Here is a 14,346-nt window from a genome sequence, read left to right as displayed (position 1 = left end):
AAAGAGTATTAGGGAAAAGGATATGCCAACAACTAACCTAGAAAAGTTACACCAAATAATGTCTGGTGCCATGGTTGATCTTGAAATTTTAACACCAACAGCCAGCAAGCGTGTAAAAACAGAGTTTATAGGTTTGCTCGAAAATCGATTTATTATTTTAAACTATCCGAGCTCAAAGCGCCTGCCTACAGCAAGCGACTACCTGCACGATGGGGTAATGGTGGTAGTAAGAGCACTAATAGAGGGAAGTGGTGGGCAGGTTATCGCTTTTCGTCAGCAAATAATGTCAGTTGCATCTCATCCCGCACGCTTACTTTTTATTAATTACCCAAAGCAAGTGCAGTTATTCGATTTACGCTCGCAAACTCGTATACCTACCTTATTATCGGCCAAGCTAAAACTTAGTGATGACAGGATACTCGACGGGGTAATTAAAGATATTTCGCTAACGGGCGTAAAGTTTGATCTTAAAGACAAAACCCAGGCTGAAAATATTAAAGGGATGCAATGCTCAATCATCCTCGATAGTAGTAATAAGCAAGTTAAAGACTTTCAGGGAGAAATTTGTAGCGTGAAAGAACACGTTCAAGGTGCTTACTGTGGAATAAAGCTATTAGCCAGCGAAGAAGAAATGAAAAGCTTTATGGGGGATCACTTTATTGACCCTTCAATACTCCAATCAGAAACCGAGTAACTGTACATTTCGCTATTTTGCAACAAAATAGCGATTTATTAAATTTAATTTTAAATAACGCATACCTGCATTGATAAAAATAAAATAATCTATAAAAACAATAATTTATAAAAGTAAAAGCTATTGGTTATTTTCATTTCAAAAATTATTCAGCTGTAACCGAGTTGAATACCCCAGCTAAACAGTCTCCTTACAGTGTGTATTTATAATCTGTGGCGTTTTTTGCTTTTTGTAAGGCATTGAATTTGTTCGAACTTATTTTTTGGGCTTAAAGTGTGTTGCAAAAAGGCAACAAAAATAGACAGTTAATTATCACCTTTAAGTGTATGTTACCTTTAACTAATTGAAGTTATTGATGTTTTAAATGTTGGCATCGAAGTTGTAATAGTTAAGCTGTATTGCATTAAACGTGATTTAAAGTGAAGCACTTAATCGCAGTTAACATAAACTTTGAAGGAAGATTGATTATGAAAACATTAAATAAAACGTTAGCACTTATCGCTCTAGCATCGTCATCAGCCGCTTTTGCAGCAAGTGATTTTGATACCCTTGATGTAGATGGTAATGGCGCAATTAGTCAAAGCGAAGCTGCTGTTGATGCAGAGTTAATGAGTATTTTCTCAGAGCTTGATACTGACCAAAACGGTGAGTTATCAAAAGAAGAATTTTCTAAAGCATAAGCAAAATGCAAGGTTGATAAAATTCTGTGTTGCCAAAGACAACCTAAGTAAGCAAGGGAGCTTATGAAAAAGAATAACAAGGAAAGTATAAACCTTAGTATATCTAATTTTTTGATAAAGCATTGAATAACATAGTAAAGGATTAAATTATGAAACAGTTAAATAAAGCACTCGCACTTATCGCTCTAGCATCGTCATCAGCCGCTTTTGCAGCAAGTGATTTTGATACCCTTGATGTAGATGGTAATGGCGCAATTAGCCAAAGTGAAGCGTCGGTAGATTCCGATTTAATCGCACAATTTGCAGAGTTAGATACAGATGGTAACGGTGAGCTTTCTAAAGCAGAGTTTGCTAACTACTAATTACTTTTTCGGTTATTTTTCACAGCCAGGGATTTCTGAGAAGGACCTCTCATTTTAGGAGATTATTATGAAAGTATTAAATACATCACTTGCGATTTTAGTTTTAGCGTCTTCAGCAGCAGCCTATGCAGCAGTGGATTTTGCCTCTTTTGATACCAACGGCGATGGTGTTATTTCTCAGCAAGAAGCTGCGGCAAATACACAGTTAGTAAAAATATTTGATCAGCTAGATACTGACGGTAATGGCGAACTTTCTAAAGAAGAGTTTGCCAAAGTACAATAAAGCTTTAGTACCCTATATTAAAAAAGCAGCTTAACTAAGCTGCTTTTTTGTGTTTAAAGTACCAACAATGTACTGCTATAAAAATATAGCGCTCACCTGAAATAGTTTTTCTACAATATTAATGTGCTTTTTATCAATTAAGAACATGATGACATGGTCGCCCGACATAATAATGGTATCGTCGTGGGCAATAAGCACGTCGTCGTTACGTACTACAGCACCAATAGTAGTACCTGCTGGGAGTTTTATATCCCTTACAGTTCGGCCAACTACTTTAGATGTATTTTCATCACCATGGGCAACAGCTTCAATAGCTTCAGCTGCACCTTTGCGTAGTGAATATACGTTAACAATATCGCCGCGGCGAACATGAGTAAGTAATGCCGAAATAGTGGCTTCTTGTGGTGAAATTGCAATATCAATATCGCCGCCTTGTACTAAGTCAACGTATGCACTGCGTTGAATAAGTACCATGGTTTTTTGTGCGCCCATACGTTTTGCTAGCATGGCCGACATTATATTTACTTCATCATCGTTGGTTACCGCAATAAACACATCAACCTGATCTATATGCTCTTCTGACAATAGCTCTTGGTCTGACGCATCTCCGCAAAAAACAATCGTGTTGTCGAGCATTTCAGAGAGTTGCTCGGCGCGCTCTTTGCTGCGCTCAATTAATTTTACACTGTGATTTTTTTCCAGTGAGCGCGCTAGGCCTGCGCCTATATTACCGCCACCAGCAATCATAATGTTTTTATATGAACGCTCTAACCTTTGGAGTTCGTTCATAACGGCGCGGATGTGTTTAGTGGCTGCTATAAAAAACACTTCATCATCGGCTTCAATAATTGTTGTGCCTAGAGGTTTTATCGCTTTTCCTTGGCGATAAATAGCGGCTACACGAGTTTCCACATTGGGAATATGCTGTTTAAGCGTAGATAGCGCATAACCTACTAATAAACCGCCATAGTAAGCTTTTACAGCAACCAAAGAGAGCATGCCATCGGCAAACTGCAGCACTTGCAACGCGCCTGGGTAGTCTATTAAGCGGCGAATGTACTTAGTTACTAATGCCTCAGGAGCAATATAGTGATCGACCGGCAAGTCATCGTTATGAAACAGCTTTTCACGATACTTTAAATATTGCTCAGAACGAATTCGGGCTATTTTAGTCGGGGTATTAAAAATACTATACGCAACTTGGCAGGCAACCATGTTTACTTCATCTGAACTGGTTACCGCGATAATCATATCGGCGTCTTCCGCACCGGCTCTGCGAAGTACATCTGGGTGAGCGCCGTGACCAGCAACGCCTTGTAGGTCATACTTATCTTGAAGCTCGCGTAAGCGGTTGCCGTCAATATCAACGACCGTTATTTCGTTTTGTTCACCAACTAAATTTTCAGCTAGTGTGCCGCCTACTTGGCCAGCTCCGAGTATGATTATTTTCATTATTTACCAGTGTTATAAGTACCTATTGCTATGAAGTATTAGCTATCTAAAATAAGATAGATAGCTAATTGTTGTGTGCTGTATAGGTTATATTTTTTTAACTAGTTTAGCGTAATAAAAGCCATCGCTTTCACCAGGAAGTAACTGTAAACCAGGTGTGGTGGGCGTGTCTTTATCATGTAGAGGAATATGCTCAACATCATTGTTATTAGCTAAAAACTTAGCAACTTGTTGTTGGTTTTCTTGAGGGAGTACTGAACAAGTAGCGTATACCAAGGTGCCACCTGGCTTTAGAAGCGGCCAAATACTATCGAGTATATCGCCTTGTAATGCTGCTAAATCGGCAATGTCTGATGCACGACGCAACCACTTTATATCGGGGTGGCGGCGAATAACACCGGTAGCCGAGCAAGGTACGTCGAGTAAAATACGATCAAACTGTTTTTCATCCCACCAAGTGTGTGGTTGTGATGCATCACCACATTGTAGGTCGGCACCTAAGCCTATACGAGTTAAGTTTTGCTTAACACGCTCTAGGCGAGTTGCATCGCTATCAAGGGCAAGTACCTCAGCATCGGCCAACTCTAAAATATGACAGGTTTTGCCACCCGGCGCGGCGCAGGCATCTAAAATAGTGTCGTCATCTTTAGGCTCTAAAAAGCGCGCAGCTAACTGTGCAGCAGCATCTTGTACAGAACAAGCACCGGTATCAAACTCAGGTAATGAAAATACATCTCGTGGTTTAGCTAACTTTATCCCATCTATAAAATCAGGGTTAAGTGTATGCTCAATATCGTTAGCTGTTAGTATATCGCTGTATTCTTGCGTGCTGTATTGCGCTTGATTTACACGCAGCCACATAGGCGCTTGCTGTTGGTTTTCTGCAAGCAGATCTTCCCAACTATCAGGATAAGCTTCTTTAACTTGTTTGATAAACCAGTTTGGATGATTGTATAAACACACCGGAATAAGTTTGGCTTTTTCTTCAAGCTCAAGTTGTTGGCGCTGAAAACTACGTAGAATAGCGTTAATAAGTCCTTTTAAACCCAAAGCACGCAATTGTTGTAGTGCATTTACAGTTTCTGAAATTGCCGCATGTGGCGGAACACGCATGTGTTGTAGTTGGTAAATGCCCACATACAATAAAAACTGAAATATTCTACGCTTACCTTTTAACGGCTCCTCAACTAAATGTTGGCAGTAGTTTTCAAGGCTTGGTAAATAGCGTAAAACGCCATAGCAAATTTGCTGTAGCAGGGCTTTATCTTTAGGTGGCAAGCCTTGGCTGGCAAATGGTAGTTCTTGATTAAGCGAAGCGCCTTTATCAACTACGTTATATAAAGTTTCAGCGGCAAGCGCTCGTACGTTTGGAACATTACTCATTATTTTCGCCTAATATTGTGCCAGGAGTAACCCAGTCACTACGACCATTTAAAAAGTCGTTAATTGCCATTGGTTTTTTACCTTGCGGTTGTAATTGCGTAATACATAAAGCATGTTCGCCACAACCTACAATAACGCCATGTTTGTCGCTCGACAAAACGCGCCCGTTATTATCAGGCTGGTTGCTTGATTGCTCTACAACATGTGCTTGATAAATTTTTACTGGCTGCCCTCCCATTTGGGTGAAGCATACCGGCCACGGATTAAACGCGCGAATGTTGCGCTCAATTTGCGCCGCGCTCATAGACCAGTCAATATTGGCTTCGTCTTTTGAGAGCTTTTTAGCGTAATTAGCCGCGGCATCATTTTGTGGCTCAGGGGTTATTTTACCATTCGCTAAGTTGTTAATAGTGTCAATAAGTGCACCAGGGCCAAGATCAGCTAATTTAGTATATAAACTGGCACTGGTTTCGGTGGCACTAATAGGGCAGCGGCTTATATGTAACATGTCGCCAGTATCTAGCCCTTCATCCATTTGCATTATGGTGACGCCGGTTTGTTCATCACCTGCCCAAATAGCACGTTGAATCGGGGCAGCACCACGCCAGCGTGGTAAAATAGAACCATGCACATTTAAACAGCCTAATCGCGGCGCATCTAAAATGGCTTTAGGTAAAATTAAGCCATAAGCCACTACAATCATGATGTCGGCATTAAGGCTAGTAAGCTCATTTAAGGCGTCTTCTGTTTTTAGTGATTGTGGCTGAAAAACCGGTAAGTTGTGCTCAAGTGCGAGCTCTTTGACTTCACTGGCTTTTAATTTTTTACCACGACCTGCCGGGCGGTCTGGCTGGCTATACACACCCAATATTTGGTGTTCGCTTTGTATCAGCGCTTGTAAATGACGTGCGGCAAAGTCCGGCGTACCGGCAAATATAATGCGTAATGGTTGAGTCACTGAGTTTTCCTAAGGTGCTTATTACTATTCTGCAAATTTGGCTTCTTTTTCAAGCTTTTTACGAATACGTTGGCGCTTTAATGGCGATAAGTAATCAATGAAAAGCTTACCTTGAAGGTGATCTAGTTCGTGTTGAATACAAATAGCTAGTAGTTCATCTGCATCTAGTACAAATTCTTCGCCTTGCTCGTTAAGCGCGGCAACAGTAACCGTTTCTGCGCGATCAACTTTTGCGTAAGAGTTAGGCACAGAAAGGCAGCCTTCTTCGCTTACGGTTGTACCGTCTTTTTTAATGATTTGTGGATTAATTAATACCAGTGGTTCGTTGCGCTCTTCTGATACGTCAATCACTACAATGCGTTGATGAATATTAACTTGTGTGGCAGCAAGACCAATGCCATTTTCATCATACATAGTTTCTAGCATGTCTTTTATAATCACACGGACTTGGTCGTCAACATGTGCAACTTCTTGTGCTATTGTACGTAAACGTTCATCTGGGAATCTTAAAACTTCTAACGTAGCCATAGTTACCTTTTACACTTATGCTTAATTTAGGGTATTGTATGCTCTTATTTTAGCCATTCGCGTTCCCCTTTAACAGGTTTTGGTCAATAATAATGAAAAAACAATACAAGGAAGCCCAATGAAATCTCCATTAATTGCAATTATCGTTGCATTAGGTGCTGCATTTTCTACTTATGCTGATGTGCTAAAAATAAAAAAAGATGCACCTAAACAGTATGTTGTGAAAAAAGGCGATACACTTTGGGATATTTCTGGGGTTTATTTAAACGAACCTTGGCTATGGCCTGAGTTGTGGCAATTGAACCCGCAAATTAATAACCCTCACCTTATTTATCCCGGCGATGCCTTAGCATTAATCTACGATGCGCAGGGAAATCCACGTTTAGTGATAAATAAAGCGTACCGAAAGCTGTCTCCTCAGGGGCGAATTACCCCTAAAGGCAAAAATGCAATTACCACCTTGCCACTAGAAATGATCAGACCTTATATAACTTATGAGCAAGCTATAAATAGCGACGATATAAAAGCTAAACCTTATATTTTAGGGGCAAACGAGAACACGAAAACACAAACGTTAGGGCATATTTTATACGTTAAAGGCGATTTAAAGTTACACCAAGCTTATGCAATTTATCATAAAGGTAAGCCATATTTAGACCCAGAAACTGGAAGGGTACTTGCTAATCGTGCTGCTTATGTTGGTATGGCTCGCGCCTTTAGAAAAGGCGATGCCGCTAATGGCGAGCCTGCATCGGTCAGAGTTGAGTCGGTGAAGCGCGAAATAAAACAAGGCGACTTTTTACTTCCAGCAATGGAAGGGCAAATGCTACCAGCGTATTTTAATATGCATCGTCCTACCCAGGCTGTATTGGGTTATGTTATTGCTTCGCCAAGCGATTCTAGAGAATTTAGCACTATGGATGTAGTGGTGCTAAACTTAGGGTCAGAGCAGCAAGTAGAAGTGGGTCATGTACTTGATATTGAACGCCAATCACCAAGCGTTATAGATGGTCCTCGTGGTCCTCGCTACACCGAGGACTCAAGTCGCTTTGAGAAGTTAATTTCAAATGCTAACGAGTTTTTTGGTGCTGAACCCGATGATGGAAGTACGGTTTGGAAAATGCCGAAAGAAAAAGTAGGTGAGTTAATTGTATTTAAGGTGTATGACAACGTAAGTTATGCGCTAATAACTAAAAATCAGCACCCAATTCGCGTTGGAGATATTGCAGTTATTCATTAAGTAGCGAGTCGGTGCTCTAGGAGAGAGCATGGATCAGTCATCTGGCAAGCTAGCCCACTGGCTTGCCTTTTATATATGTAAAGGGTTGGGTATTAAAACCCTTTTAGCACTATCTAAAAACCATTCCCTTGAGTCATTGTTTGGCTTATCTCATCAGCAATTACTGCAATTAGGACTAAGTGCTAATCAAGCTACTAATTTGTTGCACACTAATTGGCAGCAAATTACGCATTATGAACAGTTAATCCTACACAATAATATAACGGTTATTAGTATTTTTGATGCCGCTTACCCCGAAGATTTAAAACAAATAGCCAGTGCGCCTTTATTGCTTTTTTGCAAAGGCGATGTGTCGTTATTAACTAGCCCACAAATAGCCATAGTTGGGAGCCGTAACGCCACTCCCACCGGGCTGGAAATAGCTGCTGAGTTTGCATATCAACTTACCTTAGCTGGAATCACTATTACTTCAGGCATGGCCCGCGGTATAGACGGAGCTGCGCATAAAGGGGCCTTAGCTGGCAGCGGAAAAACCATTGCCGTGCTGGGTACCGGTGTTGATATTTACTACCCTAAGCAGCATAAGCTACTTACAAATCAAGTATTAGAGCAGGGCTTGCTTGTAAGTGAGTTTTTACCTGGTACTGCCGCGAATGCGCATAATTTTCCGCGTCGTAATCGTATTATATCGGGGTTGTCGCTGGGGGTACTTATTGTTGAAGCTGAAATTAAAAGCGGTTCGCTTATTACTGTACGCTATGCGCTGGAGCAAAATAAAGAAGTATTTGCTGTTCCCGGATCGATTAAAAACCCACTTGCCCAAGCGAGTCATTTTTTAATTAAGCAAGGTGCTAAGCTCGTGGAGAATGTAAGTGATATTCTTGATGAGGTGAGCTTTGCTTATCAAAGTGGTTTTTTAACTCCAGAGCAGTCAACCCAAACCAATAAAGACTCCCAGTGTGAGGTGTTAAATAGTATTGGCTTTGAGGTAACCAGTGTTGATGACATTGTTCGCCGTGCTCAGTGGCCAATTGATAAAGTGCAAGCCAGATTGCTGGACTTGGAGCTAGATGATCAAATAGAGCGAGTTTTAGATGGTTACATCAGGGTCTGTTGACCTTTGCGGGTTAATATTTGTTCAAACTAGAGGCAATTTAATCGCGGCGCGAGGTTTGTAACCTAGTGGGCTAAGTAAAAACCGAGCAAAGCTTCCGCGTCCTGCTCACGCCCCTTACCTACATCCATGTAGGCAACAAAGAGTTAATTGCCCCTAGGCAGAACCCTTCGGGTAGCGCCTGTGTGGCATTAATGCTGCGTTATCGCCAATTTATGGGGAATACACCACATAGGCTCTGCCTTGCCTAAATACCAAACAGGCTGCTGCAAATTTAACCTTGAAAGATTAACAGACCCTAAACTAAGTACTTAAGCTAAATGCGAGGTGGTGATATGTTTGAAGTGCTTATGTATCTTTTTGAAAACTATATTCACAACGACGCTGGGCTCTTCATTGAACCTAACGAATTGACCGATGAATTATTACGAGCTGGTTTTAATCAAGCCGAAATATTTAAAGCACTAGATTGGCTAGAGCAGCTAGCCGAATTACAGCATAGTGACACATCACCATATTTAATCACTGACTCGCCACAAACAATGAGAATATTTACCGACCACGAATGCAAAATGCTGGATGTGCAGTGCCGTAATTTTTTAATGTTTGTTGAACGCATTGGCGTTACTAATGGTATTACCCGTGAAATGGTAATGGACCGCTTAGCAGCGCTAGATAAATCTTTTATAGGGTTAGACGATTTAAAGTGGGTGGTGTTAATGGTGCTATTTAATATACCCGGAGCAGAAGTGGCTTGTGAGCAAATGGAAGATCTTATATTTGACCAGCCCGGCGACTTACTTCACTAATACCTAAATTCAAGATACCTATTAATACCTATTTAATACAAAATATGAGCATACGAGTAAATTAAATTGCTTAAGTACTTTCGAAAAAGTAATTTATATAGCAAGTATATGCCATAATCTTTGCCTTATTATTGCACCGTACTTTTTACGCTATAATTGGCCGCTAATTTAATGTAATGGGTATAGCTATTGTATCTTTAAGTGTTTTGGGTATATTAGGCGAAAATTCACCAACCTTTAGGATCACCATGAGTAAAATCGACCATTCGCTTTTCTCGGCGAATAAGCACGCCCTAGAAAAAGAATATGAGATATGCCCACAATGTGGTTCAGAGTTAGTGATCCGCAATAGTAAATCAGGCCCATTTTTAGGTTGTGCCAGCTACCCCAAGTGCGATTTTATTCGCCCGTTGGCGCATCACGATAGCAGTGAAATAAAAGTGCTAGAAGATTCCGCATGTCCACAATGTAGTAAGCAGCTGGTGGTAAAAAATGGCCGCTACGGTATGTTTATTGGTTGTACAGGGTATCCAGAGTGTCATTACATTGCCAATGAAAACGAGGCAAAGCAAAATGAAGAGCCATTACCTAGTTGCCCTAAATGTAAAAAAGGCCGTTTAGTTTCACGTAGTAATAAATTTGGTAAAATATTTTATTCATGCGATTGCTACCCAAGCTGTAAATATACGCTGAATAATAAACCGGTTGAGCAATCGTGCCCAGAATGTAACTGGCCACTGTTGATTGAGAGAAAAATGGCTAATAGCACTGTGTTACAATGCCCGCAAAAAAGTTGTATGCATAAACTTGCAGCCACTGAATAACGTTTAAAACTCCTGGAGACGATTTTGTCAGATCAATCTACTATAGCTGCTATAACATGTTTAGCGCAAGGCGAAGTGATTTTATACCCTACAGAAGCTGTATATGGCTTAGGTTGCGATCCAGATAATCAACAAGCAGTTGAGCGACTACTGGCTATTAAACAGCGCCCGGTCGAAAAAGGCCTTATTTTAATTGCCGATAACTACGGGCAGTTATTAAAATATGTAGATGATGCCAAAATCCCAATGGATAAACGCGCCGACATTTTTTCAAGTTGGCCAAATGCGATTACTTGGGTTATGCCCGCAGCTAAAAACACCCCAAAGTGGTTAACTGGGCAGTATGACACTATTGCAGTTAGGGTGACTAACCATCCAACCGTAAAGCGCTTATGCCAAGAGTTTGGTAAGCCACTGGTATCAACTAGCGCTAATTTAAGCGGTCAAAATACAGTATTAAGCATTGCCGAGGCTAAAAGCCAGTTTACTGAGCAGGTAGGTTATTATGTTGATGAGCCACTCGGTGGTAATACGCAACCAAGTACAATTAAAGATGCCATGAATGGCAAAGTATTTAGAGGTTAATATGCAAAGTGAATTATTAGAGCAAGTAAAAGCCTACTTTATGGCTTTGCAAGACACTATTAGCCAAGGCCTTGAAGCAGCCGATGGTAAAGCTAAGTTTATAGAAGATAACTGGCAGCGTAGCGAAGGCGGCGGCGGACGTACACGCGTTATCACTAATGGTAATATTATTGAGCAAGGCGGTGTTAACTACTCGCATGTATTTGGTGCCTCTATGCCCGCATCTGCAACCGCACACAGACCCGAACTTGCAGGGCGAAGCTTTCATGCTTGCGGTGTGTCATTGGTTATTCATCCAAAAAATCCACATATACCAACCAGTCATGCCAATGTGCGTTTTTTTATTGCCGAAAAAGAAGGCGAACAACCAATATGGTGGTTTGGTGGTGGCTTTGACTTAACCCCTTTTTATCCTGTACTTGATGATGTAGTACATTGGCATCAAGTAGCACATGACTTATGTGCACCATTTGGCGATGAGTTGTATCCAAAGTACAAAACCTGGTGCGATGAATATTTTTATTTAAAGCATCGCGATGAAACACGCGGTGTAGGTGGGTTATTTTTTGACGACCTAAATGAACTGGGTTTTGAGCAAAGCTTTGCCTTTACGCAAGCAGTAGGTAATGGCTTTTTAGAGGCTTACTTACCTATTATAGAGCGTCGTAAAAAAGATGAATACACAGCGCAGCAACGCGACTTCCAGCTTTATCGTCGTGGCCGCTACGTAGAGTTTAATTTAGTCTGGGATAGAGGCACTCTGTTTGGTTTGCAAACGGGTGGTCGCACCGAATCTATATTAATGTCTATGCCACCGTTAGCGCGTTGGGAGTATAACTACACTCCAGACGCAGAGAGTGCTGAGGCTAAGTTATACCAGTATTACTTACGCCCTCAGCAATGGTTGAGTACACAACCAAATGATTTAATTGCTAGAGAGTGCCAGCTTTAAGGCTTCTCGTGTAAATATAAAAGGCGCTACATAGCGCCTTTTTGTATTTAGCGTTATGCGTTAATGCTGGTTAATCATATGGCTCGCTAGCTGTCCAAACGATTGCTTAAGGCCTTCTCGTAGTAATGGATTATCTACTTCAAGGTCTAATGTTTTATTCATGCAGTACATCCATTGGTCGCGCAAGTCTTGATCAATGGTAAAAGGCATATGGCGTTTACGCAGCATAGGATGGCCATGTTTTGCTACAAATAGGTCTGGGCCGCCTAACCAGCCAGATAAAAATTCAAAAAACACTTGGCGAATTCTATCTAATGGCAGAGGATGCATATCATATAATGGTTTAGCGTATTCATCTGTAGCCATAATATCGTAGAATCTATTTGCAATAGCAAGTGCGCCTGCTTCTCCACCTAGTATTTCATAAGGTGTTTTTTCAGGTGTGGGTGTTTGCTCTATTGTGGCGGGCTTAGATTTTGAAAAAAGTCGTTTAATCATATTATTTATCATCGTTAATAGGCAGTATTACTACTGCAAAGAGGTTGCTTTAAAATGGACAAATATGCGGTTTTTGGAAATCCAATAAAACATTCAAAATCCCCCGCGATACATAAACAATTTGCTATCTCTTTAGGTGAGCAAATCGACTATCGCGCAATCTTAGCACCTATCGATAACTTTGAAAAAACAGTATCGAATTTTTTTGCTCAAGGCGGTAAGGGAGCTAATGTAACTATGCCCTTTAAAGAGCAGGCTTTTGCAATGGCAGATGAGCTCACACCATTAGCTAAAATTGTCGGTGCAGTAAATACCTTAAAAAAGCAAGCAGACGGCACGTTACTAGGCGATAACACCGACGGCATCGGCTTTGTAAGCGATCTGCTGGCTAATAATGTCAGTATTACCGGTAAACGTATTTTAATAATAGGCGCAGGCGGGGCTGCAAGGGGGGTTGTTTTACCCTTGCTGGATCATCAGCCACAGGAAGTTGTTATTGTTAATCGTACCGCCGAAAAAGCACAAAATTTAGCAAAGTTGTTTGCTCAACATGGGAATGTATCGGGTTATGGTTTTAACAATCTACCAGAAAACGATTATGCGCTTATCATAAACTCTACCTCTAGCAGTATGAATGACGAGCTTCCAGCACTTGATCAAAAACATATTACTAACTGTGAAGTAGCGTATGACATGTTTTATTCACTGCAAAATACCATTTTTATGAATTGGGTAGCGCAGTATAATAGTAAGACTAAATTGTTGGATGGCAGCGGCATGCTAGTTGGTCAGGCTGCCCAGGCATATTATGTATGGCGTAATAAAATGCCTGCAATACTACCTGTCGTTAATGCACTAAAACAGGGAGCACTTACATGAACCAAGCAATACAATTTATAGATAGGTTAGAATTTAGAGAGCCAGCGCACCAATTAGTCTTTTTTGCACAAGTAAATGGCATGCTGGTGGAATGTGTTATTGCGGTAAGTAGTTTAGGTTTGACCGATGAAAGTCATGCAACAAGTTATTTTGAAAAAAATCGTTTTGATTACGAAGAGCGCGCCGAGCAACTTATCGAAGATGAAAGTTACAACTCGGCAGGCCAAATAGAAGTCAGCTTAATTAGCTAAGTGCTTATATAACGTCGTCACTTAAGTACTCATTTTTAAGCAGTACATAGTTATCCGCAGATACTTTTAAAAATGTAAGCTCTTGCTCGGTAAGCGCTCGAGCTTGCTTAACTGGACTGCCTACATATAAGTAACCAGACTCCAAACGCTTATTTGGTGGCACCAATGAACCCCCGCCAATAATCACATTATCTTCAACAATGGCATTGTCCATAATAATTGCGCCCATTCCCACCAATATACGATTACCTAACTGACAACCATGTAACATAACTTTGTGCCCAACCGTTACATCATCACCAATTATAAGCGGATAACCTTCGGGGTTACTTTTGGTTGCTCGCGATAAATGCAGCACGCTACCATCTTGTATATTAGTACGCTCACCAATGCGTATATAGTTTACATCACCACGGGCAGCAACTAACGGCCACACGCTGCTATCATCACCCAAAGTAATATCGCCAACCAATACCGATGATTCATCTATATAAACAGACGCATTAAATGAAGGGATAACACCTTTATAAGAACGGATTGTCATATCTGCACCTTTAACTAACAGTTATATTAAATTAAGAGTGTAACAGCAGAGCTTATTTAAGTGCCACAAAAGCAGTAATTGTTTATAAAACTATCAGTTTTAGGCGCTTTAGCTCAGTTACTGAGCGAACGTCGTTTTTTTTTAGTTTTTCAGTAAAAAATGCTTGATCTGTTTTCGGATCTCCCTATAATGCGACCCCACTGAGACGGGAAACGTCAACGCCTAGCGAGACACGAACTACTCAGAGAGTTAAATAAAACTTCGGTTTTAAATTGTCGAAAGAAAGTTTAAAACAAAGTATTGACTCGAA

General features: G+C 40.8%; 18 protein-coding genes. 12 read left to right on the top strand and 6 right to left on the bottom strand.

Annotation, left to right across the window (positions count from 1 at the left end; genetic code table 11):
- Positions 1 to 22 precede the first annotated feature (22 nt).
- From AAEY55_RS13405 to AAEY55_RS13390, 4 genes are all read left to right on the top strand, one after another.
- Positions 23 to 694, top strand: a complete 672-nt coding sequence (locus tag AAEY55_RS13405) for a flagellar brake protein (protein ID WP_011326748.1) — start codon at positions 23 to 25, stop codon at positions 692 to 694.
- Between the two features lie 467 nt (positions 695 to 1,161).
- A complete protein-coding gene (locus AAEY55_RS13400) occupies positions 1,162 to 1,374 on the top strand; it encodes an EF-hand domain-containing protein (protein ID WP_058372236.1) in 213 nt (70 codons plus the stop codon).
- A gap of 149 nt (positions 1,375 to 1,523) precedes the next feature.
- Positions 1,524 to 1,736, top strand: a complete 213-nt coding sequence (locus AAEY55_RS13395; RefSeq protein WP_011326750.1) for a calmodulin — start codon at positions 1,524 to 1,526, stop codon at positions 1,734 to 1,736.
- A 67-nt stretch (positions 1,737 to 1,803) separates the two neighbouring features.
- Positions 1,804 to 2,019 (top strand): EF-hand domain-containing protein, encoded by a 216-nt coding sequence (locus tag AAEY55_RS13390; RefSeq protein WP_086996434.1) that lies wholly within the window; start codon positions 1,804 to 1,806, stop codon positions 2,017 to 2,019.
- Positions 2,020 to 2,094: 75 nt separating this feature from the next.
- On the opposite strand, the gene trkA is transcribed toward AAEY55_RS13390, so the two are convergent.
- From trkA to def, 4 genes are all read right to left on the bottom strand, one after another.
- Entirely contained in the window at positions 2,095 to 3,471 is a 1,377-nt protein-coding gene (gene trkA / locus AAEY55_RS13385) for a Trk system potassium transporter TrkA (RefSeq protein ID WP_011326752.1), read from the bottom strand.
- A gap of 87 nt (positions 3,472 to 3,558) precedes the next feature.
- Positions 3,559 to 4,854: a 16S rRNA (cytosine(967)-C(5))-methyltransferase RsmB gene (gene rsmB, locus AAEY55_RS13380; protein WP_350551761.1), complete on the bottom strand. Its 1,296-nt coding sequence runs from the start codon at positions 4,852 to 4,854 to the stop codon at positions 3,559 to 3,561.
- Positions 4,847 to 5,812, bottom strand: coding sequence for a methionyl-tRNA formyltransferase (gene fmt / locus AAEY55_RS13375; RefSeq protein WP_179807562.1), 966 nt, complete (start codon positions 5,810 to 5,812; stop codon positions 4,847 to 4,849). The genes rsmB and fmt overlap by 8 nt, the downstream gene beginning before the upstream one ends.
- Positions 5,813 to 5,836: 24 nt before the next feature.
- On the bottom strand, positions 5,837 to 6,340 hold the full coding sequence (def, locus tag AAEY55_RS13370) for a peptide deformylase (protein ID WP_011326755.1): 504 nt from the start codon (positions 6,338 to 6,340) through the stop codon (positions 5,837 to 5,839).
- Positions 6,341 to 6,458: 118 nt separating this feature from the next.
- On the opposite strand from def, the gene AAEY55_RS13365 reads away from it, so the two are divergent.
- From AAEY55_RS13365 to hemF, 6 genes are all read left to right on the top strand, one after another.
- Positions 6,459 to 7,580 (top strand): LysM peptidoglycan-binding domain-containing protein, encoded by a 1,122-nt coding sequence (locus AAEY55_RS13365; RefSeq protein WP_011326756.1) that lies wholly within the window; start codon positions 6,459 to 6,461, stop codon positions 7,578 to 7,580.
- Between the two features lie 28 nt (positions 7,581 to 7,608).
- A complete protein-coding gene (dprA, locus tag AAEY55_RS13360) occupies positions 7,609 to 8,697 on the top strand; it encodes a DNA-processing protein DprA (RefSeq protein WP_179807561.1) in 1,089 nt (362 codons plus the stop codon).
- A 332-nt stretch (positions 8,698 to 9,029) separates the two neighbouring features.
- Complete coding sequence (locus tag AAEY55_RS13355; RefSeq protein ID WP_011326758.1) at positions 9,030 to 9,503, top strand: DUF494 family protein; 474 nt, start codon at positions 9,030 to 9,032, stop codon at positions 9,501 to 9,503.
- A 248-nt stretch (positions 9,504 to 9,751) separates the two neighbouring features.
- Positions 9,752 to 10,327 carry a type I DNA topoisomerase gene (locus AAEY55_RS13350; RefSeq protein ID WP_011326759.1) on the top strand — a complete coding sequence of 192 codons (576 nt, stop codon included), beginning with the start codon at positions 9,752 to 9,754 and terminating at the stop codon, positions 10,325 to 10,327.
- Between the two features lie 24 nt (positions 10,328 to 10,351).
- Positions 10,352 to 10,912, top strand: a complete 561-nt coding sequence (locus AAEY55_RS13345; protein WP_089367528.1) for an L-threonylcarbamoyladenylate synthase — start codon at positions 10,352 to 10,354, stop codon at positions 10,910 to 10,912.
- Between the two features lies 1 nt (position 10,913).
- Positions 10,914 to 11,864 carry an oxygen-dependent coproporphyrinogen oxidase gene (gene hemF, locus AAEY55_RS13340; RefSeq protein ID WP_089368917.1) on the top strand — a complete coding sequence of 317 codons (951 nt, stop codon included), beginning with the start codon at positions 10,914 to 10,916 and terminating at the stop codon, positions 11,862 to 11,864.
- Positions 11,865 to 11,924: 60 nt separating this feature from the next.
- On the opposite strand, the gene AAEY55_RS13335 is transcribed toward hemF, so the two are convergent.
- Complete coding sequence (locus tag AAEY55_RS13335; protein WP_011326762.1) at positions 11,925 to 12,362, bottom strand: group II truncated hemoglobin; 438 nt, start codon at positions 12,360 to 12,362, stop codon at positions 11,925 to 11,927.
- A gap of 54 nt (positions 12,363 to 12,416) precedes the next feature.
- On the opposite strand from AAEY55_RS13335, the gene aroE reads away from it, so the two are divergent.
- Both aroE and AAEY55_RS13325 read left to right on the top strand, forming a co-directional pair.
- A complete protein-coding gene (gene aroE / locus AAEY55_RS13330; protein WP_011326763.1) occupies positions 12,417 to 13,241 on the top strand; it encodes a shikimate dehydrogenase in 825 nt (274 codons plus the stop codon).
- Entirely contained in the window at positions 13,238 to 13,492 is a 255-nt protein-coding gene (locus tag AAEY55_RS13325) for a DUF1488 domain-containing protein (protein WP_011326764.1), read from the top strand. The genes aroE and AAEY55_RS13325 overlap by 4 nt, the downstream gene beginning before the upstream one ends.
- A gap of 4 nt (positions 13,493 to 13,496) precedes the next feature.
- Here AAEY55_RS13325 and AAEY55_RS13320 read toward each other — a convergent pair whose 3' ends face one another.
- Complete coding sequence (locus AAEY55_RS13320) at positions 13,497 to 14,036, bottom strand: gamma carbonic anhydrase family protein (RefSeq protein WP_011326765.1); 540 nt, start codon at positions 14,034 to 14,036, stop codon at positions 13,497 to 13,499.
- Between the last annotated feature and the right edge of the window lie 310 nt (positions 14,037 to 14,346).

Origin of the sequence: Pseudoalteromonas sp. 120-MNA-CIBAN-0494 (genome assembly GCF_040308885.1) — a bacterium.
Classification (GTDB): domain Bacteria; phylum Pseudomonadota; class Gammaproteobacteria; order Enterobacterales; family Alteromonadaceae; genus Pseudoalteromonas; species Pseudoalteromonas nigrifaciens.
The sequence above is the reverse complement of the archived record's forward strand: the minus strand, read 5'-3'. Positions and strand labels throughout refer to the sequence as shown.